This is a genomic window from Celeribacter ethanolicus, assembly GCF_002407265.1.
GTDB lineage: Bacteria > Pseudomonadota > Alphaproteobacteria > Rhodobacterales > Rhodobacteraceae > Celeribacter > Celeribacter ethanolicus.
This window is the reverse complement of the sequence record NZ_CP022196.1, coordinates 315647-340032: the sequence shown is the minus strand read 5'-3', so window position 1 is coordinate 340032 and position 24386 is coordinate 315647. Positions and strand designations below refer to the sequence as shown.

Here is a 24386-nt window from a genome sequence, read left to right as displayed (position 1 = left end):
TTTCATGCCGCCACAGGTGCGGTCGTCGCAGTGACACCCCAGTGAGAAAACCCAGCGACAACGCAACCTATTTTGGATGCATATTCCAAAAAGCAACCAATATAGGTTGCATTCATGGGGTAGCAACCTATATTGGGTGCATCATGAGCGATCAAACCCGCAAAATAGCCGTCCTGACCGGCGATCTGGTCAATTCCACCGGGCTTGGGCCCGAAAAAGTGGAACGCGCCTTTATGGCGCTGGAAGACTGCGCCGAAATGCAGGCGGAGTGGATGGGCGGTCAAAGCCTCCACTTTACACGACACCGCGGCGATGGCTGGCAGGTGGCCTTGGCCGAGCCGAAATATGCACTGCGGTCGGCGCTGTGTTTTAGGGCGGCCTTGCGGGCGTTGGGGGAAGAGTTTGATAGCTATATAGGGATTACTCAGGGGGAAGTCGAAGGTGAAATCGGGACCGATTTGAATGAGCAAACAGACAAAGTTTTCGCTAAATCCGGCCTAATGCTCGACAGCACAAAAGGATCAAAGACCGAAAAAATCGGTTATCTTCACAGCGGCACCATGGTCGCAGCTACAATTCTTCTGGATTACCTAAGCTCACAGTGGTCGCCGACGCAGGCTGAGACAGTATTACTATTCATTGAAAGAGAACGAACCAAACCCATTACTCAAAGCGAAGCCGGAAAAATATTGGGGAAATCTAGGCAATCCGTCGCAAAGTCCTTGGAAGCGTCTCATTTCAGGATCATCTCTGACGCACTACTAAATATCGAGGTAGACACCAATGCTTGAAACCCTCGCCGCCCTCTTCCTCGCCCATGTCCTCGCCGATTACGTCTTCCAAACCCGATGGATGGTCGAGGAAAAGTCCCGCCCCGAGACCCTCTTCCTCCATGCTCTCATCGTCCTTCTGACCGCCATGGCCACCACCGGGCAGGTCGCCTCCCCGATGATCTACGCCTTGGCCCTCATTCACATCGTCATCGACACGGTCAAGACCCGCTTTTTCTCCGACACGTTTATCCCCCACATCACCGATCAGGCGCTGCACCTCGTGACCCTCACTCTTATCGCCTTGATCGCCCCCGACCTCTTCCCCCAAGGCCCCTACGCCGCCCTTGCGTGGCTGCCGAAAGCGATGCTTTTCACCGCAGGCGCGATCTACGCCACCCGCGCGGGCGGCTTTGCGGTCGGCAAGCTGATGGAGCGCTTCGGCCCCAACCCCATAGGCGACAGCCTCGACAAGGGCGGGTTCTGGATCGGCCTTCTGGAACGCGGGCTGATCTTCCTTCTGCTCATCGGCCAGATGGCCGGCGGCATCGGCTTTCTCGTCGCCGCGAAATCCGTTTTGCGCTTCGAGGCCGCGCAGGAGGGCAAGAAAGCCGAATGGGTGATCATCGGCACGCTTGCCTCCTTCGGCTGGGCCATCGCGGTCACGCTGGCGGTGATGTTCATTGCCGCACAACTCCCCCCGCTTGGAATTTCGCCCCTGAACGACTAGATTACTTCCAAAGGAGACACGCATATGTTCGGCATCCCGGGAAAACAGGCGGTGAGCATCACCCCCGCTGCGGCGAAACAGATCGCGAAACTCATGGAGAAAGACGGCTCCATGGGGCTGCGCATCGGCGTCAAGAAAGGCGGCTGTGCAGGCATGGAATACACCATGGAGTATGTCTCCGAGATCAACCCGATGGACGAGATGGTCGAACAGGACGGCGCCCGCGTGATGATCGCCCCCATGGCGCAGATGTTCCTGTTTGGCACCGAGATCGACTATCAGGTCTCGCTTCTCGAATCCGGGTTCAAATTCAACAATCCGAACGTCGTCGAAGCCTGCGGCTGTGGCGAGTCGATCAAATTCGACGAGACCCTCACCGCGAAATAATGCCGCTCAAGTCATGGCAGTCACAGACGAAGACATCGCCTTTATCTACGACCTCTTCGGCCCCTTGGGCGCGCTCAGCCATCGCAAGATGATGGGTGGCTTGTCGATCTACTCAGAAGGCCAGATTTTCGCGATCCTCTCCGCCGACGGCCGCGTCTACCTCAAGGCCGCAGGTGCTTTCGCCGATGCCCTCGCCGCTGAAGACTTCGAGAAATTCGAGGTGGAAAACGGCCGCGGCATGAATTACTGGACCCTGCCCGAGGCGGCCCTCGACGATCCCGATCTGGCCTCCGACTGGGCCCGGCGCGCCCTCGACGCCCTCTGAATTTCCACAAGTATTTGAGACGTTAGCGCCCACAGCCGCTTGACTGCCCGCCACAGGCTGCAATGATGCCCCCAACCGATTTAGGAGGGTTTTCTCATGGCGCGCAAACTGGCCGCAGGCAACTGGAAGATGAACGGGCTGAAAGCCAGCCTCGCGGAAGCAACCGCACTCGCGGAGATGTTCCCCGCCCCCAAGGTCGACATCCTGCTCTGCCCCCCCGCAACGCTTGTCGCCGCCATGGCCGAGGCGCTTTCGGGCACGAAAATCGACACCGGCGGGCAGGATTGCCACATGAAAACCTCCGGCGCGCATACCGGTGACATTTCCGCCGACATGCTGGCCGATGCGGGCGCCGATTACGTCATCCTCGGCCATTCCGAGCGCCGCGCCGACCATGGCGAGACCGACGCCATCGTCTGTGAAAAAACCATGGCTGCCACCATGGCGGGCCTCGTCCCGGTGGTCTGTGTCGGCGAAACCCTCGATCAGCGCGAAGCGGGCGATACCCTCGCCGTGATCCGCAAACAGCTCTCCGGCTCGCTGCCCGATGCGGTCGATCTCGGCAAACTCGTTATCGCCTACGAACCGGTCTGGGCCATCGGCACCGGCAAAATCCCGACGCTCGATCAAATCGCCGAAGTCCACGACGACATGCGCGCCACGCTCACCGCCCGCTACGGCGCGGGCGCATCGGACATCCCGCTCCTCTACGGCGGCTCCGTAAAACCCGCCAACGCTGCGGAGATTTTCGCCACCTCCAATGTCGACGGCGCGCTCGTCGGCGGCGCCTCCCTCAAGGCCGCCGATTTCTCCGGCATCGTCTCGGCCCTCGAAGCGGCGTGATCCGCACCCTCTGCGAATGGGGCCTTCCGGGCGCGCAAAGCCTCGCGCCCGGGGCAGACGTTCTTGTGGTCATTGACGTACTGTCCTTCTCGACCTGCGTCGATGTCGCCACCTCCCGCGGCGCACGGGTTTACCCCTACCCAAGCCGCGACCGCAGCGCCGCTGTAGCCGAAGCCGGTCGCCTCGGTGCGGAACTGGCCGGAAAACGCCGCGACCCCGGCTATTCCCTCTCCCCCGACACGCTCACATCCCTGCCCTCTGGCGCAGCCCTCGTTCTGCCCTCGCCCAATGGCGCGCGCATCTCCTTTGCTGCCCGCGATCTGGGCCGCCCCGTGCTGGTCGGATGCCTGCGCAATGCCTCTGCCGTGGCCGACCGCGCCGCGTATCTCGCAGGCCCCACAGGCACCATCGCCCTGATCCCCGCCGGTGAAACATGGCCCGACGGCAGCCTGCGCCCCGCCATCGAAGACCAGATCGGCGCAGGGGCCATCGCCGACCGTCTGACCAACGCACATAGTGCAAATCTCTCCCCGGAATCGCAGATCGCCCGCGCTGCCTTCGCCGCCAGTTCCCTCCCCGAAACCCTGCGTTGCTCCGTCTCAGGCCGCGAATTAACAGGTTACGGCTTTCCACAAGACATCGACATGGCCGCAGCCCTCAACGTCTCTACCACCGCCCCGCTCCTGCAAGACGGCGCCTTCATCGCCTGATCGCGCCGACAGTTCCTTTGATGTGTTTCCTTTGTGCGGGAAATACTCCCTCCGGAGGCGTCCTCCACCTCTCACCCCTTGGTCACATCATAATCATAGAGCCACGAAAACCGCTCCACCGCCTGTTTCGGCGCCATCGCCCCGGCAAAGCGCAACACCGCATGGCCAAGAAACCGTTTCGGCCCGCTCAGGTGGTAATTCTTCGCATTGGCGTTCGCCGCCTCGATCACCCGCACCACACGCGCGCGCCGTTTGGCCTGATAGGCCGGGAGCGCCTGATCGAGCGGCAGCGTCGCAAGGCAGTCGGCCAGCACCCAGGCATCCTCAAGCGCCATCACCGCGCCCTGCGCCAGAAACGGCAAGGTCGGATGCGCCGCATCGCCCAAAATGGCCGTGCGTTCCGAATACCAGCGCAGCGCCACCGGATGCCGGAACAGCCCCCAGCGCGACACCTCGGTCACGCGCGACAGCACACCTTTGATCCCCGGACAGAAATTCGAAAAATTGCGCATCATCTCGGCCGGATCGCCAGCGTGGTTCCAGCCTTCCTCGACCCAATCCTCGCGCTCTTCGACAGCCACGATATTCATCAAAGTGCCGCCGCGCAGAGGATAGCTCACCACATGCCGCCCCGCCGCCATATGCACCATCGCGACCGGCGGCTCGTTGCCCATGGCCGGAACCGTGGCGCGCCACGCCGTCTGACCGGTAAAGAACGGTTTCGCCGGGCCATTGAGCATCGGGCGCAGTTTCGAATGCAGCCCGTCCGCGCCCAGCACCACAGCGTGCCGCGCCTCGGCGCCATGTTCGAACACAAGGCTCACCCCGTCATGATCGCCCTGAATATCGGCCACCTTATGCGCCAGCCGGATCTCCACCCCGCTCTGCCGAGCCCCCGCCTCAAGCATCGCGATGAGATCGGCGCGGTGCATCAGGAGAAACGCATCCTCGGGACGGTAAGCGGCGAGATCGAGATAGAGCACCTCGCGCCCCATATAGCCATCGACCAGCCGCACGCCTTTCGAGCGCATCGCATGCGCCTCCGGGTCAAGCCCCAGCGCCTTCAGAACCCGCACGCCATTGGGCGAGATCTGCAAGCCCGCGCCGACCTCGGCGATCTCGGTGGCCTGTTCATAGACCGTCACCCTGGCGCCCCTGAGCGCCAGCGCCTGCGCCACCGCAAGCCCCGCGACGCCCGCTCCCAAAACCGCAATATCCTGACCGATCACCATGGCACTGTTCCTTTAGTCTGCTCTCTCCGGGTTTACCTCTGCACAAAGAAAAAACACCAGAGTTTCCTCCGGTGTTTCTCATATTCCCGTGCCGAGATCATCGGGCCAAAATGCCGCGAGGCTTAGGCGCTCAATCGTCCCCCGAGCGCATAAGCGCTCAGTCGTCCCTGTGCACTTTCTCACGGCGCTCGTGGCGCTCCTGCGCCTCCAGCGTCATCGTCGCGATCGGGCGCGCGTCGAGGCGTTTCAAAGAGATCGGCTCGCCGGTCACTTCGCAATAGCCGTATTCGCCCTCGTCGATCCGGCGCAGCGCCGCGTCGATCTTGGCCACCAGCTTGCGCTGACGGTCCCGCGTGCGCAGTTCCAGCGCCCGGTCGGTTTCCTCGGAGGCGCGGTCGGTGATGTCGGGGATGTTGCGGGTGCTGTCCTGCAGGCCTTCGATCGTGTGGCGGCTCTCATCGAGAAGCTCGGCCTTCCACATCAGAAGTTTGCGGCGGAAATATTCGAGCTGACGCTCATTCATGAAAGGTTCGTCCTCGGCAGGACGGTAGTCATCGGGCAAAAAAGCCTCAGCCTTCATAGTGCTCACCTCTGTCGTGCCTTCGGCCGCGTTTTCGATGTTATCAGCCATAAGGCGCCCTCCAATTGCGGCCCGTTTAGCGCGTTTGACCCGGGATGTCACGTCACAATATCCCTGATGTTGCACCTTTCCCCCCGGCCGTTATGATCCCGCACAATCCCTGTCCTTCAAGGCCCGAAACCCTATGAAATTTTCCTCAACCGACAGTTACGTCGCACCCGCAGACCTCACCGTCGCCGTCAACGCGGCCATCGCACTCGAACGTCCCTTGCTGGTGAAAGGCGAACCGGGCACCGGCAAGACCGAGCTGGCCCGTCAGGTCGCCGCCTCGCTGGGTCTCGACATGATCGAGTGGAACATCAAATCCACCACCCGCGCCCAGCAGGGGCTCTACGAATACGACGCCGTCTCGCGGCTGCGCGACAGCCAGTTGGGCGACCCGCGCGTCGAGGACGTCCGCCACTACATCAAGAAGGGCAAGCTCTGGCAGGCCTTCGAGGCCGACCGCAAGGTGGTTCTCCTGATCGACGAGATCGACAAGGCCGACATCGAGTTTCCCAACGATCTGTTGCAGGAGCTCGACAAGATGGCGTTCCACGTCTACGAGACCGGCGAAACCGTCTCCGCCCGCCAGCGCCCGGTGGTCATCATCACCTCGAACAACGAAAAGGAACTGCCCGATGCCTTCCTGCGCCGCTGTTTCTTCCATTACATCCGCTTCCCGGACATGGAGACGATGAAGCAGATCGTCGAGGTACACTTCCCCGGCATCAAGGACCGGCTGCTCTCCACCGCGCTCACGCAATTCTATGAGATCCGCGACACGCAGGGGCTCAAGAAGAAACCCTCGACCTCCGAGGTTCTGGATTGGCTCAAGCTTTTGCTCGCCGAGGACCTCTCGCCCGAAGACCTCGCCCGCGACGGCGCCAGCAGCCTGCCGAAACTCCACGGCGCGCTGTTGAAGAACGAACAGGATGTCGCGCTTTTCGAACGCCTCGCCTTTCTCGCAAGGGGGCGTCGCTGAGCGCATGATCATCTCCGCCTGCCACACAGGGGCACAGTCCCCCCGAAAGGACCGACCATGCGCCGTTTTCTCTTCGCCCTAGCGGCCTGACCTGCCTACGCCCGATCTCGGACCTTTATGTGCGGAAATGCGATGTCCCCGACCTGTAATCTGCGGCGACAACAGGGCGGGGAAACGCTTGAATTTTCGCTGCACCTGCGGGATGCAAAGACTGTCCCTCCCACAAGCAAGAGCGTGCCATGCCCCTCACCATCCGCCCCCTGATCCCAGACGATCGCGCTCAATGGGAGCCGCTCTGGCGCGGCTATCTCACCTTTTACGAAACCGCGCTTTCGCAAGAGATCTACGACACCACCTTCGCCCGCCTGACCGATCCGGCGCACACCGAACGCGGTGCGCTTGTGGCAGATCTAGACGGCACGCTGGTCGGCCTCGTGCATTACATTTTCCATGCCCACAACTGGCGCGTCGAGGATGTCTGCTACCTGCAAGACCTCTTCGTCACCGAAGCCGCCCGCGGCACCGGCGCCGGTCGCGCCCTGATCGAAGGCGTCTACCGCGTCGCCGACGACAACGGCACGCCGACGGTCTACTGGACCACACAGACCGGCAACACCACCGCGCGCCAGCTCTACGACCGCATCGGCAAGCTGACGCCGTTTATCAAATACACACGGTAAACACCCGAGAGCACAATCTCCGAGCCCAGCCTCTGAGCCTGAAAATTCTCCGTTGACACCCACCATGCGCGAAATGTAACGATCATTACATAATGTATCGTTCATTACAGGATTCGCCATGATCAAACTCCTGAGCCCAAGCCTGCCCCGCTCAAATCTCAGAAACGTCTTCCTTGCAGGCCTTGGCAGCTTCATCGCCATCGCCATCCTTGCGCTTCTGGCCCAGAATGTGCCCTTCGCCCTCCTCGTCGCCCCCTTCGGCGCAAGCTGTGTGCTGCTCTTCGCAGCCCCCTCGGCCCCGCTCTCGCAACCGCTCAACGTCATCGCCGGGCATCTCGTGGCCACCCTGACAGGCCTTGCCTTCCATGCGTTTTGGGCTTCAAGCTGGTGGAGTGTCGCCCTTGCCGTGGGCTGCGCAACGGCTCTCATGGTCGCGCTGCGTGTGACCCATCCGCCCGCCGGTGCCGACCCTTTGGTGGTCTTCGCTGCCGATCCCGGCATCGGTTTTCTTTTCGCTCCGGTCCTCGCAGGCTCCGTAATCCTCGTTCTGGTCGCCATGACCTTCCATCGCCTCAACGGCACCGCCTACCCGAATAGGATCCCCTGATGGCCCGCACCGTTCTCGAACGCTCCGACCTGATCCCCGTCCTCGCCGAAATATTCCGGCGTCACGGCTTCGAGGGAGCCAGCATCGGCATCATCGCCAAGGAAACCGGCGCGGGACGCAGCAGCCTCTACCATTTCTTTCCCGGCGGCAAAGACGAGATGGCCGATGCCGTCCTTGCCGACATCGCTCTCTGGTTCGAAACGCATATCTTCACGCCGCTGACGCAAAAGCCCGCCGCCATTGCCCTGCCGGACATGATCGACGCGCTGGACATCTATTTCAAATCCGGCCAGCGCATTTGCCTTGTCGGGGCCTTCGCCCTCGACGACCTGCGCGACCGCTTTGCCCGGCGCATCGGCCCGTATTTCACCCGCTGGCGCGAAAGCCTTCAGTTTTGCCTCGAACGCGACGGACGCCCAAGCGCCGACGCCCGGGCGCAAGCCATCCAGATTCTGGCCGCTGTTCAGGGCGGCATCGTGCTCGCCCGGGCCACCGGCGACGACACCGCCTTTCTGACCGCCGTGACCGCCTCCGTCTCGCATCTGGGCCTTCCGGTCGAACCGGAGCCTCGGATTTAACGCACTGTCCCCTCTGGCATTCTCCCCGGTTTGCCCTAAAATCGCCACAGTTGCCTCGTTAAAACCGAGGCCTTGGGCTCAGACTGAAAGACGCGTCATGACGCACCCCGACATGCACAAACGCACCGCCACCGGAATCAAAAACAGCATCGAAAACGGCCTCAAAACAGGTCCGCTCCTCCGCCTCCTCGCGGGCACAGTGCTTCTGGCCGGATGCATGACCACGGCGCCGAAAACCCCGGACACCGCCCGCGCCGCCCCCGCCGCCCTCGATCTGCCGCCGATGAAAATCTTTTCGCCCGCACCGACGCAGACCACCACACGTTCCAACGCCTCCATCGCCCGCGATTTCCTCGACCTGAGCTTCGCGCTTGAAACCGGCGCGACCCTTGAGCGGTTCACCCGGTTCGAGGGCCCGATCACGCTGCGCATCACTGGCGAACGCATCCCCGCCTCGCTCGGCTACGACCTCTCGCGCCTGATGGACCGCTTCCGCTCTGAGGCCGGGATCGAAATCACCCGCGTCCCCGCCAATCAGCCCGCCTCGATCACCATCGAGACCCTGACCCAGGACGAGCTGTCGCGCCGCGCTCCCAACACCGCCTGCATCGTCGTGCCCAACGTGTCGAGCTGGCAGGAATTCCGCCACGCCCGCCGCGCCAACCTGAGCTGGACCCAGGTCGAGCGCCGCGAACGCCTCGCCGTCTTCATCCCCGAAAACGTGCCGCCGCAGGAAATCCGCGACTGTCTGCACGAGGAACTGGCTCAGGCCCTCGGCCCGCTCAACGATCTCTACCGCCTGCCGGATTCGGTGTTCAACGACGACAATATCCATTCCGTCCTCACCCCCTTCGACATGCTCATCCTGCGCGCCACATATGCCCCCGAGCTGCGCTCCGGCATGACCCGCGATCAGGTCGCCGCCGCCCTGCCCGGCATTCTTGCCCGAATCCATCCGGCAGGCGCAGGTCGCGCCACCGTTCCCGTGCAACCGCCCCCCCCCGCCTGGACCCAGGCCGTGCTCACCGCCATGGGCGACGCCCCGCTGCCGCAACGCCGCCGCGCCGCCGAACTGGCCGTCGCCATCGCCCGCAACGAGGGCTGGTCCGACAGCCGCGCAGGCTTCTCGTGGTTCCTCATGGGCCGCCTCGCCGTCTCCAGCGACCGTGCACAGGCCCATCTCGCCCTCGACGAGGCCTATCGCATCTATGCCGCGCGCCCCGAGACCCGGTTCCACGCCGCCCATGTCGCCATGCAGCGTGCCGCTCTTGCCCTCTCCGAGCACCGCTATCAGGCCGCCTATGAACTCTCCGCTGGCGCCATTGACGCCGCCCGCGACGCCGAGAACGCCGCCCTTCTGGCCTCGCTCATGCTGACCGAATCCGAAGCGCTCGAAAAACTCGGCCGGACACAGGACGCCCGCAGCGTGCGGCTCGACAGCCTCGGCTGGGCGCGCTATGGATTCGGTTCGGATGACGAGGTTCGGGCCCGCGCCGCCGAAATCGCCGCCCTGGCACGCTAGGTCGCGACAAGAGGCACGCCGTCCCCACGCCTCCAAGGGGAGCGAGAGATGATCGGGATCATTCTGACCGTGATGGGCGGGCTTTGGGGCTGGCGACTGGCCCACACACGCGGCGGCAACCGCGCCGACAAGTTGCAATACATGGTGGTCTACGCGCTGATCTTCGGTGTCGTCGGCCTCTTTGCGGGCGTCCTTCTCGACCGTTTGGTCTGAGCCATGTTCCTGCGTTTCTTCGACATCCTGCGCTCCGAAGGCGTCCCGGTCTCCTTGCGCGAATTCCTCGCCTTTCTGGAGGCCATGGACCGCGGCCTCGCGCTCTACGACATCGAAGAGTTTTACTTCCTCGCCCGCACCACCATGGTCAAGGACGAGCGCCACCTCGACCGTTTCGACCGCGCCTTTTCCATGACCTTTCAAGGCCTTGAAAGCATCTCCTCAGACGACGTACTGAACGCGCTCGACCTGCCCGAAGACTGGCTGCGCAAGGAGATGGAGAAACATCTCACCCCCGAGGAAATGGCCGAGATCGAGGCTCTGGGCGGGTTCGACAAGCTGATGGAGACGCTCAAACAGCGGCTCGAAGAACAGAAAGGCCGTCATCAGGGCGGCAACAAATGGATCGGAACCGGGGGCACCTCGCCCTTTGGCGCCTATGGCTACAACCCCGAAGGCGTCCGCGTCGGCCAGCACGAGTCGCGCCATCGCCGCGCCGTCAAAGTCTGGGACAAGCGCGAGTTCAAGAACCTCGACGACACGGTCGAGATCGGCACGCGCAACATCAAACTCGCGATGAAACGCCTGCGCAAATGGGCGCGCTCTGGCGCGCATGAGGAGCTCGACCTCGACGGCACCATCCGCGCCACCGCCGAGCATGGCTATCTCGATGTCCAGACCCGCCCCGAACGGCACAATGCCGTCAAAGTCCTGATGTTCTTCGACGTCGGCGGCTCGATGGACGATCACATCAAGGTGGTCGAAGAACTGTTCTCCGCCGCCCGCAGCGAGTTCAAGCACCTCGAATATTACTATTTCCACAACTGCCTCTATGAGGGGGTGTGGCGCGACAACCGCCGCCGCTGGGGCGAGAAAATTCCCACCCGCGAGGTGATGAACACCTATGGCAAGGATTACAAGGTGATCTTTGTCGGCGATGCCTCGATGTCGCCTTATGAGATTGCCATCCCCGGCGGCGCCAACGAGCACTGGAACGAGGAATCCGGGGCCACATGGTTGGCCCGCGCGCGGGCCACATGGCCCGATCACCTCTGGCTCAACCCTGTGCCGGAGACCCATTGGCCCTACACGCAATCCATCGCCATGATCCGCGAGATATTCGAGGACCGCATGGTGCCGATGACACTCGAGGGACTGGACCGCGGCATGAAAATGCTGACGTAACGGCTCAGGAAAGACATCAACTAACGCCGTTAACCATCTGTTTACTTAAGAATATCTTAACGCGCCAAAACGTGTCATAATTGTGTCTGAAATCGGGCTGGGGGGCAGCTTGCAAAAGGCGGAGACATCAGGACCGGAGCGGTCCGTCCCCGCATATGGGTGAAGACATGACACGGCTATCACATCTCTCTCTGGGGTTGGCGACAGCGCTCGCGACCACAGTTGCTCCGCTTGCCGCCACGGCAGACAGCGGCCTCGGATTTCTCGGAGCCAACAGCAGCATCGGCTACATCTCCCTGAACGACACGTCGATCGCCACGGCGGATGGCACGCTCGATTATGCCATTTCGCGCTATCACGGACTGCAACTGGATCTGAGCACCACCTCGTTTCCCGATCATTGGCAAGGCACGCTCGCGAGCCATCTCTACATGCGGCCCAATGCCGATGCGAAATACGGTCTCTTCGCGGCCTATACCGACATCAATCAGGAAGCGGCCTCTATCGGCACGCTCGGCATCGAAGGTCTTTGGGCCATTGAGGACCAGACCCTCCTGTCGATGCGTGCCGGGATCGGCCTCTATCAGCCGGACAACCGCGATTTCATCTTCGGCGACATTGGCGTGAAAACCGGCATCGGCGAGCATCTCGCCCTCTCCGCCTCGCTCTCGGGTTACGATCTGGAGGAAAGCGATCTGGCCTCCCGCGATCTGACCGCCGCACTCGGCGCCACATGGTCCTTTGCCACGGCCCCCGTCGACCTGACACTGAGCGCCAGTTACAGTTTCGTCACCGACACGGAGGGCAACGACGACAGCTTCGGGGTCAGCGCGCTTTTGACCTGGCGCCCCGGCGGCAACAGACAAGCGATCCGCCCTCTGTACGAAGAAACCTTCGCTCCGGTGCGGCCGCTCACCGGACTGCTGGCACGGCACACGGTCCGGTCGCTCGAACGATAGGCGACACCGCACAGAGGCGCACCACAGGGATCGGAAAAATGCGACCGGGCGGGGTTTCCCTCCGCCCCGGTCGCCCCCATATTCCGGTCATGTTGAAATTCACGCCGCTCCTCCTCGCCCTGATCTGGGGCATTGCCATGTACCGCATGTCCGTCTGGCGCACCCTGCGGGAATTGGAGGCGCGCTCCTCCGAACTCGCGGACCCGGCGCTGGCCCGCGCCTTCGGTCAACTCGCCCGCGCGCTCGATCTGCCCCGCGTGCGGGTGTTTCTCTACGAGATCGAGCCGGTCAACGGCCTCGCCGCCCCCGATGGCAAGGTCTACATCACCCGCGGCTTTTACGACAAATTCCGTCAGGGCCAGATCACCGACACCGAAATGGCCTCCGTCATCGCGCATGAATTGGGCCATGTCGCCCTTGGCCATTCGAAACGCAGGATGATCGACTTCTCCGGTCAGAATGCGCTGCGCACGGCGCTGGCCATGCTGCTCTCGCGCATCCTTCCCGGCCTCGGCGTCTATATTGCGGGCTGGCTGACCCAGATGCTCGCCGCCAAGCTGTCGCGCTCCGATGAATACGAGGCCGACGCCTACGCCACAGCACTTTTGATCAAGGCCGGGATCGGCACCGGCCCGCAGAAATCGCTCTTCGAAAAACTGCCGCATCTCACCGGCGCCCATGGCGCCTCGATGCCCGCCTGGCTGATGAGCCACCCGAAGACCGAAGAGCGGATCAAAGCCATCGAGGCCAATGAGGCGAAATGGTCGTGATCGCCTGAACGTCCACGCCGTGCCCGACGGATGTCCGACAAAAGTCCGACACAAATCCGACAGCCAAAATCAGCCGTTTCAGAGCGAAACCGCCTTCTGTTTTCCGATGGCAAAAATACTCAAAAACGGATCAGCCAAGCGCCTTGCCCAGCCGGGGCAGATGCGCCTTTTTCAAAAGCCGCCGCACGTCCCAGGCCTCGCCCGAAAGCCGTTCGGCCTCCGCCCGCACCTCTTCGACCGCCGCCGCCACAGCCTCGGGACGATCCGACCAGAGCCGCCAGAGAAACCCGTCCGGGTCCCAGCGCTCAAGCCCTTCCTCGGCCAGAATATGACGCGGAAAATCCTGCGCATTCACGGTCACGATCGCCTCCGCGCCGCCCGCAATCGCGGCGGCCAGAACGTGAATATCGTTCTCGTCCGTCAGATAAAGACGCGCTTCTAAGCCTTTGTGTTCCTTGACTTCCGCCTTCGGAAACCCCGCTCGCACGAGCGCCACTTCGCCGCGCGCCTGCGCCTCGCCCTGAGGGCCGATTTTGCGCGCGGCCCGCGCCCATTCCTCGAGAATGCGCGCCGACCACAAAGGCGTGTAAAGCCCGCGTTTCGCGACGCCCAGAAGCACCTCCCGCATCACTGTCGGGTAGAGCACACAGGCGTCGAGAAGCACTTTCACGGCAGGATCCGGTAGAACAGCGCCTTCAAATAACCGCTCTCCGCGAGCTGCGGCATCAGCGGATGATCGGCACCGGCAAACCCCGTATGAATGAGCTGCGCCGAGCGTCCAAGATGCCCGACACCGCGCCCGATCCCACGGTTACAGGCGGTGCGAAACTTCTCCAAATCCGCCGCATGCGAACAAGAGCAAAGCCCCAAATACCCGCCCTCCCGCACCAGCGGCGCGGCCATGCGGGCGACACGTTCATAGGCGCGCAGACCTTTTTCCAGCGCGGGTTTCGACGGCGCAAACGCGGGCGGATCGCAGATCACCACGTCGAATGTCTCATCCTCTTCCGCCAAAGCCGCCATGACATCGAAAGCATCGCCTTTGCGCGTTGAAAACACGGCCGATTTCCCCATCGCGTCTGCGCCTTTTTCAGCGAGATCGAGGGCTGCGGCCGAGCTGTCGACCGACAGCGCCGAGGCCGCACCACCTGCGAGAGAGGCCAGCGCAAACCCACCGACATGGGAGAACACATCCAAAACCTTTTTGCCCGCGACCAGACGCTGGGCAAAGGCATGGTTCGGACGCTGATCGTAGAACAGGCCGGTTTTCTGCCCGCCCATGAGATCGGCCATATAGGTCGCGCCATTCATCGGCACAGGGATCGGTTCGTCGACCTTGCCAGAGAGAATTTCCGTTTTCTCTTCAAGCCCTTCGAGACCGCGCGCCCGGCCCGTGCCGTTCATCACCACGGTCGTGACCCCGGTCACGTCGCGCAGCGCCTCGGTCAGCGGTTCGATCAAAACATCGGCCCATGCGGCGTTGGGCTGCACCACGCAGGTATCGCCGAAACGGTCGATCACCACGCCCGGAAGACCATCGGCCTCGGCATGAACCAGCCGGTAAAACGGCGCTTCGAACAGGGTCTCGCGATGCGCCAGAGCAGTCGCGAGCTTGGCGCGGAACCACGCCGCGTCGATCACCCCCGCCTCGTCGCGGTCGAGCACGCGGGCAAAGATGCGCGAATTCGGATTGACCGCCACGAGGGCCAGAAAATTCTGCTCCGCATCTTCGAGACGGGCGATTGTGCCGGGCGCAATCGCTTTGGTGCGCCGGTCGGTGACCAGCTCGTTATCATAGACCCAAGGTGCGCCGTGGCGGATCGCGCGGGCGTTGGATTTGGGTTTGAGGCGGATGGTCGGAAGTGAATAAGAGGGCTCTGTCATGAGAGCCCTCTTAGCGCTGTTTCGATCTGCAAGGAAGAGGGATCAGAGTGCGATCGGCTTGGTCAGCTCGCCATAGATCACGCCTGCAAGATGTTCGCCGATCCGCATCCGCTGAGTGATCCCCGCACGGTCGGCGGCCACGGCGGCATTCCCCCCGAGCGCGTTCAACGTCGCGTTGACCATATGCGAGGGCACGATGACCGCGCCGGTGTTGGCGTCACGCACGGTCAGCAGGAATTCGATCTCATGTTTGGACGGCAGCGAGGAATAGCGCACTTTCTGCGTCTGGGCATGAAAGCGGACCAGTTGCACGTCAAGCACCACCGCGCGCACGCCATCGAGCGCCTGAGCACCTGCGTTCAGCCCCGCTTCCATCACCGATTTGACCTGTTCGTAGCGATTGCCGAACGGGTCCTCGCGCCAGACGATATCGGCGCGCGGCTTAATGCCGTTCTCCTCGGACACGGTCAGCGTGTCCGGCACGCTCACGTTGATCTTTGCGACACGGAAATCCGGAGCAATCATCACGGCCTCTGCGCCTCCCGCCCCCAGCGGCAGCTCGAACGGCACCGCCCGGGACGTGGTTTCCATGGTGCAGGCGCTGGTGGCGACGGCAAGCATCAGGGCTGCTGCGATTTTGAATGTCTGTTTCATGACGGCCTCCGGGGGTCTCCCCAATTTCTTGGTTAACGTGCCGGGAGAATGAGGCCAAAATGCGAAAATCCCGGAGCATTTCCGGGATTTTCAAAGCGGTGTGGTGCGTGGGCAGTGGCGTTTCGCCTGTTGTGCTTGGCTCGGGTCCGGTCTGGCCCCGCGAGGCAAGTTTGATCAGGCCAGTTCGGCGGCGCGTCCGCCATGCAGCCGGCCACGAAGCCATTTGCCGGTCGCACTGATCATCGAACGCATGGCTTGAGCACGCAGTTTGCGGGCTTCGGCTTCGACGGCAAGATGGGAAAATTGAACGACGGTACGTGTGGTCATCAGGATCACCTATTCAAGTGTTGGCCCGCCGGTCTGTGCCGACATTGGCGCGATTGTGTTGATCCTCCCGATGGCTGATTTATAGGTCAAAACCACTGACGCAGACGAGTGCCAATTGCGAAGAGCCGTTATGCGCTTGCAGCAACCCCCTTGCATGTGCAGCATAGGCGGCAACAGCCGCCACGCCACAATGGACATTCCCTGTCGAGGGGGTTAGGTTAGCGCTAACGAATTTCAGACCGTCCCATGTGCCCATTTGGCCAGACCAGCAAAAGGCCCGTCATGTCCCCGAACGCCCGGATCGCCACCGTAATCGCGCCTGAGATCGCAAACGTCACCCAACGCATCATCGAGCGCTCCCGCCCGACCCGCGAGACCTACCTCGCCCGGATCGCGGAAGCGGCAGAGCAAGGTCCAGCGCGGGCGCATCTTTCCTGCGGCAATCAGGCCCATGCCTATGCCGCCATGGGGGACGATCAGGCCACGCTCGCGGACGGTCGCGCCCCCAACATCGGCATCGTCACCGCCTACAACGACATGCTGTCGGCGCATAAGCCCTATGAGCATTATCCCGACATCATCCGCGAGGTCGCGCATCAGAACGGCGCCACGGCACAGGTCGCGGGCGGGGTTCCGGCGATGTGCGACGGGGTCACGCAAGGTCAGACCGGCATGGAACTGTCGCTGTTTTCCCGCGACACGATCGCGCTCTCGGCCTCTATCGCCATGTCGCACAATTGCTATGACGCGGCGCTCTATATGGGCATCTGCGACAAGATCGTCCCCGGCCTGATCATGGCCGCCGCCGCGTTTGGCCATGTGCCCACCGTCTTTGTGCCCGCTGGCCCGATGACCACAGGCATCTCGAATGACGAAAAATCCAGGGCCCGCCAGAAATTCGCCACCGGCGAGATCACCCGCCGCGAGTTGATGGACAGCGAGATGAAGGCCTATCACGGTCAGGGCACCTGCACCTTCTACGGCACCGCGAACTCGAACCAGATGCTGATGGAGGTCATGGGTTTGCACCTTCCGGGCGCCTCTTTCGTCAATCCCGGCACCGCTCTGCGCGACGCCCTGACCCGCGAGGCCGCCAAACGTGCGCTACAGATCACCGCCTTTGGCAATGAATACACGCCCGTAGGCGCCATTCTCGATGAAAAAGCCTTCGTGAACGGCATTGTCGGGCTGATGGCGACGGGCGGATCGACGAACCTCGTGTTGCACCTGCCTGCCATGGCCCGCGCCGCCGGGATCATCCTTGATCTGGAAGACTTCTCAGAGATTTCCGATGTGGTGCCGCTTCTGGCGAAGGTCTATCCCAACGGGCTTGCCGATGTGAACCATTTCCACGCCGCGGGCGGTCTGTCCTATCTGATCGGCGAGTTGCTCGATGCCGGATTGCTCCATGCGGATGTCAAAACCGTCGCCGGAGAGGGCCTGTCGCTTTATACCAAAGAGCCGAAACTGCGTGACGGTGTGCTCAGCTTCGAGGAGCCGGAACGCGAAAGCGTCAACGACAAGATCCTCCGCCCCGCCTCCGATCCGTTCCAGAAAAGCGGCGGTCTCAAGGAGCTCCGCGGCAATCTCGGGCGTGGCGTGATGAAAGTCTCCGCCGTGAAGCCCGAACACCATGTGGTGGAGGCGAAAGCCCGCGTGTTCCAAGATCAGCATGACGTCAAAAAGGCGTTTCAGGCCGGGGAATTCACCGAGGATACCGTGGTCGTCGTCCGTTTTCAGGGACCGCGTGCCAATGGCATGCCGGAGCTGCATTCTCTGACGCCGACGCTCGCGGTGTTGCAGGATCGGGGCCTCAAAGTGGCGCTGGTCACCGACGGGCGGATGTCCGGTGCGTCCGGCAAGGTGCCCGCCTGTATTCACGTCTCACCGGAAGCCGCCACGGGCGGTCCGATTGCGAAACTCAAAGACGGCGATCTGGTCCGCGTCGATGGCGCAAGTGGCACGCTCGACGTACTGGAAGACGGTTTCGAGGCACGCACGGCGGTGACCGTCGATCTCTCCGCAAACACCGTCGGCATGGGACGCGAACTGTTCGAAACCTTCCGCCAGAATGCCGGACCGGCCACCGAAGGGGCGTGCTCCCTGTTCTGAGCGCACGCCATCCCGCGTTACAGCACGAGTTTCAACAGCGGGTACGGCAACCCATTGTCATCCACCTCACGCCGCCCGGTCTGGCGAAAGCCGAGCCGGGCGTAAAAGTCGCGTGCCGAAGCGTTGGTCTCGTAAACTTCAAGGCTCAGACGATGTTTAAGCCTGCGAGCATGGTCGACAAGCATCCGCCCGATGCCCTGCCCCTGTGCTTCCGGCGCGACGAACAGCCCGCCGATAATGGCCACCTCTGCGTCGGGCAACAGCCCGATGAAACCAAGCGGCACTGCGCCGCGCAGCGCAACCCAGGTTTCGGCCTTGGGCAGGTAGACTTGCTCCACCAAGGCTTGTTGCTGATCGAGTTGCTCTTGGCTGAAAAACGGATGCGCCCGCTCCGACGCCGCGCGCCAGATATGGGACAGAACCATGGTATCTCCTGCCTCGAAGCGGCGGAGTGTCAGATGTGTAATGGTCATGATAAACCCTCAGAAAAAGCGCAAATGCGCATAGAAAATCATGCGAACCGATTGGGTCGCGCGTCATGCCATGGGTGGCGGTGCTGATTTTCTGCGCATGAGGCTCCTTGTTCCGAGGGTTCCAATGTCGCACATCTCTGTGCGTTTGAAAAGCCTTCCCCATCTCCGGAAGGCTTTGAAAGGTCATACCAATTCGACAAGCGCGGAAGCTTCGAAACCTTTGAGCTTGTCCGCCGCACCGCGTTTGACCTTTTCGGCCCATTCATAATCGGACAGAAGCGCACGGCCCACGGCGATCAGGTCGAACTCTTCCGCGTCCATTCGCTTCACAAGCCGATCCAGCGGCGTCACAGCGGAGCTTTCGCCGCCAAAGGCCGCGAGGAATTCGCCCGACAGGCCGACGGAGCCCACGGAGATCGTCGGCACGCCGGTGATCTTCTTGGCCCAACCGGCAAAGTTCAGCCCCTCTTCGCCGTCGATCTCCGGGAATTCCGGCTCCCAGAAGCGACGTTGCGAGCAATGCAGAATGTCGACGCCCGCCTCCACGAGCGGCATGAGCCAGCGCTCCATTTCCTCCGGATCAGCGGCCAGTTTGACGCTGAAGTCCTGTTGTTTCCACTGGCTCAAACGCAGGATGATCGGGAAATCCGGCCCCACGGCGGCGCGCACCGCCTGAACCACTGCAACGGCAAAGCGCGAACGCTCTTCGATGGTCGCCCCGCCCCAGCGATCATCGCGCAGGTTGGTGCCCGCCCAGAAGAACTGGTCCATGAGATAACCATGCGCGCCGTGCAGCTCGGCCACATCAAAGCCCAGCTCTTTCGCCGCCTTGGCCGAGGCCGCAAAAGCGGCAATCGTCGCCTCAATATCGGCCTCGCTCATCGCAACACCGCGCGGATCGTCCGGACCGACAAGCCCAGACGGGCTCTCGACCGGCGCCTCGGGTTCCCAGGCGCCCGCCCGGGTCGAGCCGGTATGCCAGATCTGCGGCCCCATCTTGCCGCCCGCGGCATGGACCGCCTCGATCACCCGGCTCCAGCCCGACAAGGCCTCAGGGCCGTGGAAAAACGGAATACCCGGATCGTTACGCGACGCCGGACGATCGATCACCGTACCCTCGGACAGGATCAGGCCAACCTCATGGGCCGCGCGCCGGGCGTAATAGGCGGCGTTTTCCGGCCCGGGAATCCCACCCTTGGTCATGCTCCTGGTCATCGGCGCCATGACGATGCGGTTCTTCAGGCTCAGGCCCTTGTAGGTGAACGGTCGGAACAAGGTGTCGATCTTTGTGTCCATCTTCGCGCTCCTTTGTGTGCGTGTTACGCTAATCTATGGTGGCGCAAACATCGGACAAGCCCTGCGGGGGTGGTTTGACAAAAATGCGCAGGCGAAGAGGCTTTGACGCATGAGCCGCCGTCGCAGAGGCTTTCGTCCGGGTCGATTTAGCGCTAACACTGACGCAACGCATCACACCGACTCCCACATGCGCATCAGGAGACAGATCATGACACCACAAGACGCCAGCCAGATATGCGCAGAGGTCTGCGCTCTCGCCCCCGTCGTGCCCGTGCTCGTCGTCAAGGACGTGGCCCATGCCCGCCCGCTGGCCGAAGCGCTGGTCGCAGGCGGCCTGCCCGCGCTTGAGGTGACGCTGCGCACACCCGTAGCGCTCGACGTGATCCGCGAAATGGCTAAGGTCGAAGGCGGTGTGGTCGGCGCCGGTACGCTTCTGACGCCCGAGGACGTGATCGCCGCGAAGGCCGCCGGAGCGAAATTCGGCGTCTCGCCCGGCGCCACCGACCAGCTTCTGGACGCCTGCGAAGCACATGACATGCCGCTTCTGGCGGGCACCTCCACCGCCTCAGACGTGATGAAACTTCTGGAGCGCGGCTATACGGTTGCGAAATTCTTCCCCGCCGAGGCCAATGGCGGCGTACCTGCGCTCAAGGCCATCGGCGCGCCCCTGCCGCAGATGAAATTCTGCCCCACCGGGGGCATTTCTCTGAAAAACGCTCGCGATTACCTGTCCCTGTCCAACACGCTCTGCGTCGGCGGAAGCTGGGTTGCGCCCGCGGATCTGGTGGAAAAGGGCGACTGGAAAGCCATCGAGGAGCTGGCCCGCGAAGCCGCCGCCCTGCCCCGTTGATCATGCGTTCGCTGCGCTCAGGCAGACATGCGACGCCACGGCTCGCGCGCAATCGTCTCGACGCGATGCTCCGCGCGGTGATAGCCCGACGCCTCCTGCTCCCAATGCGACCAGAGCGTCGCGGAGCGAGTGCCAGAGCGTCAATAAGCGAGAATGGGTTTCGGCATGTCCTCGAGCACACGGGCGAAGGCGGCATGATCCTTTTCCGTCGCCCCGGTCAGGGCAATCGGAGTATAAACGGTGCGCAGCCCGAGATCGCGGGCGATTTTCGACATTTCCTCGAAACCGGGCTGATCCGCCCCCTCGCCATCCGGGCGATTGCAGACGATGGCCTTGTACCCGGTCTCGGCAATCTTGCCGATCTTGGCCAGATCCACCTGAGTGGCGACTGTGAACATGCCGTTTAATCGTTTGATCCTCATGGAGGTCACCTCTGGACTGTGCGTAAAAAATGCATTTTTCCCACAGTATAGGCCCAACGGGTAAACGACTGCTAAACGAGACTCTGCCAGAACATGACAAATCCCGAAAAATCGAACGGTTCCGCCGGCAGCTCCGCCATGCCCTCAGCCGCGGCGTGCCCGTGAGCCGCCGCGCCGCCCCCCCGGGCCGCTCAGCTTGCCCAATCCCTCGGTCAGCACCACGGTCATCGGATGCTCCGGCCCGCCCAACGGTGCATAAAGCGCCAGCAGCCGACGGATCGCGATCTGCGGCGCAAGCTCCGGGTCGGTCTTGATCGCCCAGTCGAGAAAGATCGAGCGTGCCTCCGGCAGACCCAGCCCCTCGATCCGGTAGGATTCGCGGATCAGCCCGCCCGGATCGAGCGCCTGGTCCACCTCCGGCAGGTTCGGGTAAGGATGTCTTTGCGCCATGTGGCACCTCCTGAGACAGGCTTACGCACCCGGCAAGGGACGCGCAAGCACCGCCGTGATCGCCATGGCGGATGCCGCGGCACGCGATTTCAGCTCTTCGGACAAAGCCGCCATGCTCACCGCCCCGTTGGAGCGCATGAGAAAGCCGCGCCCGCCCGCGCCCACAGCCTCCGGATCGAGCGCCTCGCCGGTCAGAAGCCGCGCCGCCGATTGCAGCCGCCACATCAGCCGGTAGGTCTCGACCAAAAGCGCATATTCGTCCCCCGTCAGCCACTGCGCCGCCCGCCCGGCACCGAGCTGGGCATAAATGTCCTGTTCCGCGCTGCCGGCGAGAAGCGCCGCCGTTTCGGCCAGAAGCTCGATGTCCATCATCCGTCCGGGACCGTTTTTCGGGTCCCAGTCGCTGCCGGGTTTGGCCTCCGCCAGACGCGCGCGCATCTCGGTCGTCTCCTGCCGGATACGGGCCTCGTCCCGGGGGCCTGCAATGAGATCGGCGCGGAAATCCTCGACCGCGCGCATCAGCTCGGGATCGCCCGCAAGCGCCCGCCCCCGGGTGAGTGCGAGATGCTCCCAGACCCAGGCTTCTTCGCGCTGATAGCTCATGAAGCTCTCGAGCGAGGTCGCAACCGGGCCCTGTTTGCCAGAGGGACGGAGCCGCATGTCCACCTCATAGAGCCGCCCTTCGGCGGTCTGGGTGGTCATGGCCGTGATCAGCGCCTGCGTCAGGCGGGCGTAATAGCTGCGCGATTGCAAGGGTTTGCGCCCCTCGGACATATCCACCCCCGCAGCATCGTAGATCACGATCATGTCGAGATCGGAGGCCGCCGTCAGCCGCCCCGCGCCCAGAGATCCCATGCCCAGCACCATCGCGCCCCGGCCCGGCGGAGGGCCATGTTTGCGGGCAAATTCGGCGACGACCTGAGGATAGAGCGCCGCAACACAAGCGGCGGCGATGTCGCAATATTGCGCCCCGGCCTCATCGGCGGTGATCAGATCGCGGAGCTGATGCACTCCGACGCGGAAATGCCATTCCTTGGCCCAGCGACGACAGGTGTCGAGCTGGCGTTCATAATCCCCGGCCTCCTCGAGATGCGTGTCGAGAAGCGCAATCAGCCCCTCACGCCCCGGCCAGGACGCAAAGAACCGCCCGCCGATCACCGCATCGAGCACCTGGGCGTTGCGCGAGAGATAGCGCGCCAGATGCGGCGCCGTAGAGACGATGTCGAGGATCAGGTCGATAAGCTGCGGGTTGGCCTCGAACAGCGCGAAAAGCTGCACTCCCGCCGGCAGTCCGCGCAGGAATCCGTCGAGATGACTGAGCGCCTCCTCGGGCTTGTCGAGCCGCTGGATGCGGGTCAGAAGCTCGGGTTTCAGCCGCTCGAAAATCTCCTGTGCCCGCGCCGTGCGCAGACAGGGATAAGTCGACCAGCGCGCCGTGACCTCCGCCTGTTCGGGCGACAGCTCCGGCGTCGGCGCGGCCTCGCCGGGGGCAAAGAAATCCTCGGTCAGCGCATTGACCCGTTCGCAGCGCTCGGCGATCTCGGCGCGCATCGCCGCGACCGTGGTGCCCATGAGCGCGGCCAGACGGTCGAATTCTTCGGGCGCGGTCGGCAGGCTGTGGGTCTGCTGGTCGCGCAGCATCTGGAGCCGGTGTTCGACCTCGCGATGCGCCTCGTAATCCCGACTGAGTTGATCGGCCACGTCCGCCTCGACCCAGCCCTTCTGCGCGAGCATGGCGAGCGCCGGAACCGTGCCCCGGAGCCGCAGATCCGGGTCCCGCCCACCAGCGATGAGCTGGCGGGTCTGAGCGAAGAATTCGATCTCGCGAATGCCGCCGAAGCCGAGTTTCATGTTGTGGCCTTCGAGCTTCAACGCGCCACCCAGCCCCTTGTGTGCGCGGATTTTCAGCCGCATGTCATGGGTCTCGCGAATGGCGTTGAAATCGAGGTGTTTGCGCCAGACGAACGGCATCATCCCCTTCAGAAACCGTCCCCCCGCGTCCAGATCACCCGCACAGGCCCGTGCCTTGATATAGGCCGCGCGCTCCCATGTGCGCCCAACGCTTTCGTAATAGCGTTCGGCGGCCTCCATGGCGAAACACACCGGCGTCACCGATGGATCGGGGCGCAGCCGCAGATCGGTGCGGAACACGTAGCCCTCGGCGGTCAGATCGGACAGCGCCGCCATGGCGCGACGCGTCGCGCGGATGAAGCCCGCGCGTGCCTCCATCCGGTCGATGCCCTCGAAGCGTTCCTCGTCGAACAGGCAAATCAGGTCGATGTCGGAGGAGTAATTCAGCTCCCCCGCCCCGTGCTTGCCCATGGCCAGCGCGAACATGCCACCGCAGGCCTCAATATCGTCTTCGGTCTGGCCCGGGATCTTGCCCTTGCGGATCTCGCGCGCCACATGCGCCCGCAGCGCCACATGGGTCGCCCGGTCGGCCAGAAGCGACAACGCGCCAGTAACCTCGGACAGAGTCCAGACACCACCGAGATCGCAGAGACCGGCCAGAAGTGCCACGCGACGCTTGGCCTGGCGCAGCCCGGTGTCGATCTGGTCGAAGGGCAGCGCCTCGATCCGGGAAATGTCCGCCGCCAATGCCGCTTCAGGATCGTCCAGTGCCTCTGGCAGCCAAGCCGCTTCCTTGAGGAGCAGCCCGTGCAGATAGGGCGCAGACCCCGCCGCCCCCGCGATCACCTCCGCCGTGGCGCCCGGAAGGTCGGGCAAGGCCGCGCGTGCCTCCGTGGCGCGCTCCGGCTCATAGGAGCGCGGGCTACGGGTGATCCGGGTCTCGAAAGTCATG

General features: G+C 63.1%; 28 protein-coding genes. 17 read left to right on the top strand and 11 right to left on the bottom strand.

Annotated elements, in window-relative coordinates:
• Positions 1 to 143: 143 nt before the first annotated feature.
• The 6 genes from CEW89_RS01565 to CEW89_RS01540 all read left to right on the top strand — a co-directional run bounded on the left by CEW89_RS01565 (position 144) and on the right by CEW89_RS01540 (position 3765).
• Positions 144 to 791: a hypothetical protein gene (locus CEW89_RS01565; protein ID WP_096804654.1), complete on the top strand. Its 648-nt coding sequence runs from the start codon at positions 144 to 146 to the stop codon at positions 789 to 791.
• Complete coding sequence (locus tag CEW89_RS01560) at positions 784 to 1500, top strand: DUF3307 domain-containing protein (protein ID WP_096804653.1); 717 nt, start codon at positions 784 to 786, stop codon at positions 1498 to 1500. Before CEW89_RS01565 ends, CEW89_RS01560 begins: the two co-directional genes overlap by 8 nt.
• Before the next feature lie 24 nt (positions 1501 to 1524).
• Complete coding sequence (locus CEW89_RS01555) at positions 1525 to 1887, top strand: HesB/IscA family protein (RefSeq protein ID WP_066701508.1); 363 nt, start codon at positions 1525 to 1527, stop codon at positions 1885 to 1887.
• A gap of 13 nt (positions 1888 to 1900) precedes the next feature.
• Positions 1901 to 2212, top strand: coding sequence for a TfoX/Sxy family protein (locus CEW89_RS01550; RefSeq protein WP_096804652.1), 312 nt, complete (start codon positions 1901 to 1903; stop codon positions 2210 to 2212).
• A 96-nt stretch (positions 2213 to 2308) separates the two neighbouring features.
• Positions 2309 to 3055 carry a triose-phosphate isomerase gene (gene tpiA / locus CEW89_RS01545; protein ID WP_096804651.1) on the top strand — a complete coding sequence of 249 codons (747 nt, stop codon included), beginning with the start codon at positions 2309 to 2311 and terminating at the stop codon, positions 3053 to 3055.
• Complete coding sequence (locus CEW89_RS01540; RefSeq protein ID WP_096804650.1) at positions 3052 to 3765, top strand: 2-phosphosulfolactate phosphatase; 714 nt, start codon at positions 3052 to 3054, stop codon at positions 3763 to 3765. Before tpiA ends, CEW89_RS01540 begins: the two co-directional genes overlap by 4 nt.
• Positions 3766 to 3836: 71 nt before the next feature.
• Here the strand turns inward: CEW89_RS01540 and CEW89_RS01535 are convergent, their stop codons facing one another.
• Together CEW89_RS01535 and dksA are read right to left on the bottom strand one after the other, a co-directional pair.
• Complete coding sequence (locus tag CEW89_RS01535; RefSeq protein ID WP_096804649.1) at positions 3837 to 4997, bottom strand: FAD-dependent monooxygenase; 1161 nt, start codon at positions 4995 to 4997, stop codon at positions 3837 to 3839.
• A gap of 157 nt (positions 4998 to 5154) precedes the next feature.
• Positions 5155 to 5577 carry an RNA polymerase-binding protein DksA gene (gene dksA / locus CEW89_RS01530; protein WP_066701768.1) on the bottom strand — a complete coding sequence of 141 codons (423 nt, stop codon included), beginning with the start codon at positions 5575 to 5577 and terminating at the stop codon, positions 5155 to 5157.
• A gap of 184 nt (positions 5578 to 5761) precedes the next feature.
• Between dksA and CEW89_RS01525 the strand changes: the two genes are divergently transcribed.
• The 9 genes from CEW89_RS01525 to CEW89_RS01485 all read left to right on the top strand — a co-directional run bounded on the left by CEW89_RS01525 (position 5762) and on the right by CEW89_RS01485 (position 13115).
• Positions 5762 to 6601 carry an AAA family ATPase gene (locus CEW89_RS01525; RefSeq protein ID WP_066701500.1) on the top strand — a complete coding sequence of 280 codons (840 nt, stop codon included), beginning with the start codon at positions 5762 to 5764 and terminating at the stop codon, positions 6599 to 6601.
• A gap of 239 nt (positions 6602 to 6840) precedes the next feature.
• Positions 6841 to 7281, top strand: a complete 441-nt coding sequence (locus tag CEW89_RS01520; RefSeq protein ID WP_096804648.1) for a GNAT family N-acetyltransferase — start codon at positions 6841 to 6843, stop codon at positions 7279 to 7281.
• Positions 7282 to 7399: 118 nt separating this feature from the next.
• Positions 7400 to 7888, top strand: a complete 489-nt coding sequence (locus tag CEW89_RS01515) for an HPP family protein (RefSeq protein WP_096804647.1) — start codon at positions 7400 to 7402, stop codon at positions 7886 to 7888.
• Positions 7888 to 8466 carry a TetR/AcrR family transcriptional regulator gene (locus tag CEW89_RS01510; protein WP_096804646.1) on the top strand — a complete coding sequence of 193 codons (579 nt, stop codon included), beginning with the start codon at positions 7888 to 7890 and terminating at the stop codon, positions 8464 to 8466. The genes CEW89_RS01515 and CEW89_RS01510 overlap by 1 nt, the downstream gene beginning before the upstream one ends.
• A 97-nt stretch (positions 8467 to 8563) precedes the next feature.
• Positions 8564 to 9988, top strand: a complete 1425-nt coding sequence (locus CEW89_RS01505) for a DUF2927 domain-containing protein (protein ID WP_244906129.1) — start codon at positions 8564 to 8566, stop codon at positions 9986 to 9988.
• 48 nt (positions 9989 to 10036) lie between these two features.
• Complete coding sequence (locus tag CEW89_RS01500) at positions 10037 to 10201, top strand: apolipoprotein acyltransferase (RefSeq protein WP_066701493.1); 165 nt, start codon at positions 10037 to 10039, stop codon at positions 10199 to 10201.
• A gap of 3 nt (positions 10202 to 10204) precedes the next feature.
• A complete protein-coding gene (locus tag CEW89_RS01495) occupies positions 10205 to 11386 on the top strand; it encodes a vWA domain-containing protein (RefSeq protein ID WP_096804645.1) in 1182 nt (393 codons plus the stop codon).
• 167 nt (positions 11387 to 11553) lie between these two features.
• On the top strand, positions 11554 to 12345 hold the full coding sequence (locus tag CEW89_RS01490) for a hypothetical protein (protein WP_157779722.1): 792 nt from the start codon (positions 11554 to 11556) through the stop codon (positions 12343 to 12345).
• A gap of 89 nt (positions 12346 to 12434) precedes the next feature.
• Complete coding sequence (locus tag CEW89_RS01485; protein ID WP_066701765.1) at positions 12435 to 13115, top strand: M48 family metallopeptidase; 681 nt, start codon at positions 12435 to 12437, stop codon at positions 13113 to 13115.
• A 130-nt stretch (positions 13116 to 13245) separates the two neighbouring features.
• Here CEW89_RS01485 and CEW89_RS01480 read toward each other — a convergent pair whose 3' ends face one another.
• The 4 genes from CEW89_RS01480 to CEW89_RS20635 all read right to left on the bottom strand — a co-directional run bounded on the left by CEW89_RS01480 (position 13246) and on the right by CEW89_RS20635 (position 15980).
• Positions 13246 to 13785: an RSP_2648 family PIN domain-containing protein gene (locus tag CEW89_RS01480; protein ID WP_096804643.1), complete on the bottom strand. Its 540-nt coding sequence runs from the start codon at positions 13783 to 13785 to the stop codon at positions 13246 to 13248.
• Positions 13782 to 14999 carry an RSP_2647 family RNA methyltransferase gene (locus CEW89_RS01475; protein WP_096804642.1) on the bottom strand — a complete coding sequence of 406 codons (1218 nt, stop codon included), beginning with the start codon at positions 14997 to 14999 and terminating at the stop codon, positions 13782 to 13784. The genes CEW89_RS01480 and CEW89_RS01475 overlap by 4 nt, the downstream gene beginning before the upstream one ends.
• Positions 15000 to 15041: 42 nt before the next feature.
• Positions 15042 to 15653, bottom strand: a complete 612-nt coding sequence (locus CEW89_RS01470) for a DUF6778 family protein (RefSeq protein ID WP_096804641.1) — start codon at positions 15651 to 15653, stop codon at positions 15042 to 15044.
• Between the two features lie 174 nt (positions 15654 to 15827).
• Positions 15828 to 15980 (bottom strand): RSP_7527 family protein, encoded by a 153-nt coding sequence (locus tag CEW89_RS20635; protein WP_155846034.1) that lies wholly within the window; start codon positions 15978 to 15980, stop codon positions 15828 to 15830.
• Positions 15981 to 16262: 282 nt separating this feature from the next.
• Here CEW89_RS20635 and edd point away from each other — a divergent pair, with 282 nt between their 5' ends.
• Entirely contained in the window at positions 16263 to 18092 is a 1830-nt protein-coding gene (gene edd / locus CEW89_RS01465) for a phosphogluconate dehydratase (protein WP_096804640.1), read from the top strand.
• 17 nt (positions 18093 to 18109) lie between these two features.
• Here edd and CEW89_RS01460 read toward each other — a convergent pair whose 3' ends face one another.
• Positions 18110 to 18565, bottom strand: coding sequence for a GNAT family N-acetyltransferase (locus tag CEW89_RS01460; RefSeq protein WP_096804639.1), 456 nt, complete (start codon positions 18563 to 18565; stop codon positions 18110 to 18112).
• Between the two features lie 183 nt (positions 18566 to 18748).
• On the bottom strand, positions 18749 to 19861 hold the full coding sequence (locus tag CEW89_RS01455; RefSeq protein ID WP_096804638.1) for an oxidoreductase: 1113 nt from the start codon (positions 19859 to 19861) through the stop codon (positions 18749 to 18751).
• A 208-nt stretch (positions 19862 to 20069) separates the two neighbouring features.
• Between CEW89_RS01455 and eda the strand changes: the two genes are divergently transcribed.
• Positions 20070 to 20711, top strand: coding sequence for a bifunctional 4-hydroxy-2-oxoglutarate aldolase/2-dehydro-3-deoxy-phosphogluconate aldolase (gene eda, locus CEW89_RS01450; protein ID WP_096804637.1), 642 nt, complete (start codon positions 20070 to 20072; stop codon positions 20709 to 20711).
• 140 nt (positions 20712 to 20851) lie between these two features.
• Here the strand turns inward: eda and CEW89_RS01445 are convergent, their stop codons facing one another.
• From CEW89_RS01445 to CEW89_RS01435, 3 genes are all read right to left on the bottom strand, one after another.
• Positions 20852 to 21109: a protein tyrosine phosphatase family protein gene (locus CEW89_RS01445; protein ID WP_157779721.1), complete on the bottom strand. Its 258-nt coding sequence runs from the start codon at positions 21107 to 21109 to the stop codon at positions 20852 to 20854.
• A 168-nt stretch (positions 21110 to 21277) separates the two neighbouring features.
• Positions 21278 to 21583 carry a hypothetical protein gene (locus tag CEW89_RS01440; protein ID WP_066701475.1) on the bottom strand — a complete coding sequence of 102 codons (306 nt, stop codon included), beginning with the start codon at positions 21581 to 21583 and terminating at the stop codon, positions 21278 to 21280.
• Between the two features lie 21 nt (positions 21584 to 21604).
• Positions 21605 to 24385 carry a bifunctional [glutamate--ammonia ligase]-adenylyl-L-tyrosine phosphorylase/[glutamate--ammonia-ligase] adenylyltransferase gene (locus CEW89_RS01435; RefSeq protein ID WP_096804635.1) on the bottom strand — a complete coding sequence of 927 codons (2781 nt, stop codon included), beginning with the start codon at positions 24383 to 24385 and terminating at the stop codon, positions 21605 to 21607.
• Position 24386: the final 1 nt, after the last annotated feature.

Bases quoted from the DNA above. Each gene is read 5' to 3' on its own strand.
- CEW89_RS01490 (WP_157779722.1), top strand. From the start codon at position 11,554: ATGACACGGCTATCACATCTCTCTCTGGGGTTGGCGACAGCGCTCGCG.
- CEW89_RS01435 (WP_096804635.1), bottom strand. From the start codon at position 24,385: ATGACTTTCGAGACCCGGATCACCCGTAGCCCGCGCTCCTATGAGCCG.
- edd (WP_096804640.1), top strand. From the start codon at position 16,263: ATGTCCCCGAACGCCCGGATCGCCACCGTAATCGCGCCTGAGATCGCA.
- CEW89_RS01510 (WP_096804646.1), top strand. From the start codon at position 7,888: ATGGCCCGCACCGTTCTCGAACGCTCCGACCTGATCCCCGTCCTCGCC.
- CEW89_RS01485 (WP_066701765.1), top strand. From the start codon at position 12,435: ATGTTGAAATTCACGCCGCTCCTCCTCGCCCTGATCTGGGGCATTGCC.
- tpiA (WP_096804651.1), top strand. From the start codon at position 2,309: ATGGCGCGCAAACTGGCCGCAGGCAACTGGAAGATGAACGGGCTGAAA.
- CEW89_RS01500 (WP_066701493.1), top strand. From the start codon at position 10,037: ATGATCGGGATCATTCTGACCGTGATGGGCGGGCTTTGGGGCTGGCGA.
- CEW89_RS01470 (WP_096804641.1), bottom strand. From the start codon at position 15,653: ATGAAACAGACATTCAAAATCGCAGCAGCCCTGATGCTTGCCGTCGCC.
- CEW89_RS01560 (WP_096804653.1), top strand. From the start codon at position 784: ATGCTTGAAACCCTCGCCGCCCTCTTCCTCGCCCATGTCCTCGCCGAT.
- CEW89_RS01440 (WP_066701475.1), bottom strand. From the start codon at position 21,583: ATGGCGCAAAGACATCCTTACCCGAACCTGCCGGAGGTGGACCAGGCG.
- CEW89_RS01520 (WP_096804648.1), top strand. From the start codon at position 6,841: ATGCCCCTCACCATCCGCCCCCTGATCCCAGACGATCGCGCTCAATGG.
- CEW89_RS01525 (WP_066701500.1), top strand. From the start codon at position 5,762: ATGAAATTTTCCTCAACCGACAGTTACGTCGCACCCGCAGACCTCACC.
- CEW89_RS01535 (WP_096804649.1), bottom strand. From the start codon at position 4,997: ATGGTGATCGGTCAGGATATTGCGGTTTTGGGAGCGGGCGTCGCGGGG.
- CEW89_RS01475 (WP_096804642.1), bottom strand. From the start codon at position 14,999: ATGACAGAGCCCTCTTATTCACTTCCGACCATCCGCCTCAAACCCAAA.
- eda (WP_096804637.1), top strand. From the start codon at position 20,070: ATGACACCACAAGACGCCAGCCAGATATGCGCAGAGGTCTGCGCTCTC.
- CEW89_RS01445 (WP_157779721.1), bottom strand. From the start codon at position 21,109: ATGTTCACAGTCGCCACTCAGGTGGATCTGGCCAAGATCGGCAAGATT.
- CEW89_RS01455 (WP_096804638.1), bottom strand. From the start codon at position 19,861: ATGGACACAAAGATCGACACCTTGTTCCGACCGTTCACCTACAAGGGC.
- dksA (WP_066701768.1), bottom strand. From the start codon at position 5,577: ATGAAGGCTGAGGCTTTTTTGCCCGATGACTACCGTCCTGCCGAGGAC.
- CEW89_RS01550 (WP_096804652.1), top strand. From the start codon at position 1,901: ATGGCAGTCACAGACGAAGACATCGCCTTTATCTACGACCTCTTCGGC.
- CEW89_RS01460 (WP_096804639.1), bottom strand. From the start codon at position 18,565: ATGACCATTACACATCTGACACTCCGCCGCTTCGAGGCAGGAGATACC.
- CEW89_RS01495 (WP_096804645.1), top strand. From the start codon at position 10,205: ATGTTCCTGCGTTTCTTCGACATCCTGCGCTCCGAAGGCGTCCCGGTC.
- CEW89_RS01505 (WP_244906129.1), top strand. From the start codon at position 8,564: ATGACGCACCCCGACATGCACAAACGCACCGCCACCGGAATCAAAAAC.
- CEW89_RS01515 (WP_096804647.1), top strand. From the start codon at position 7,400: ATGATCAAACTCCTGAGCCCAAGCCTGCCCCGCTCAAATCTCAGAAAC.
- CEW89_RS01555 (WP_066701508.1), top strand. From the start codon at position 1,525: ATGTTCGGCATCCCGGGAAAACAGGCGGTGAGCATCACCCCCGCTGCG.
- CEW89_RS20635 (WP_155846034.1), bottom strand. From the start codon at position 15,980: ATGACCACACGTACCGTCGTTCAATTTTCCCATCTTGCCGTCGAAGCC.
- CEW89_RS01565 (WP_096804654.1), top strand. From the start codon at position 144: ATGAGCGATCAAACCCGCAAAATAGCCGTCCTGACCGGCGATCTGGTC.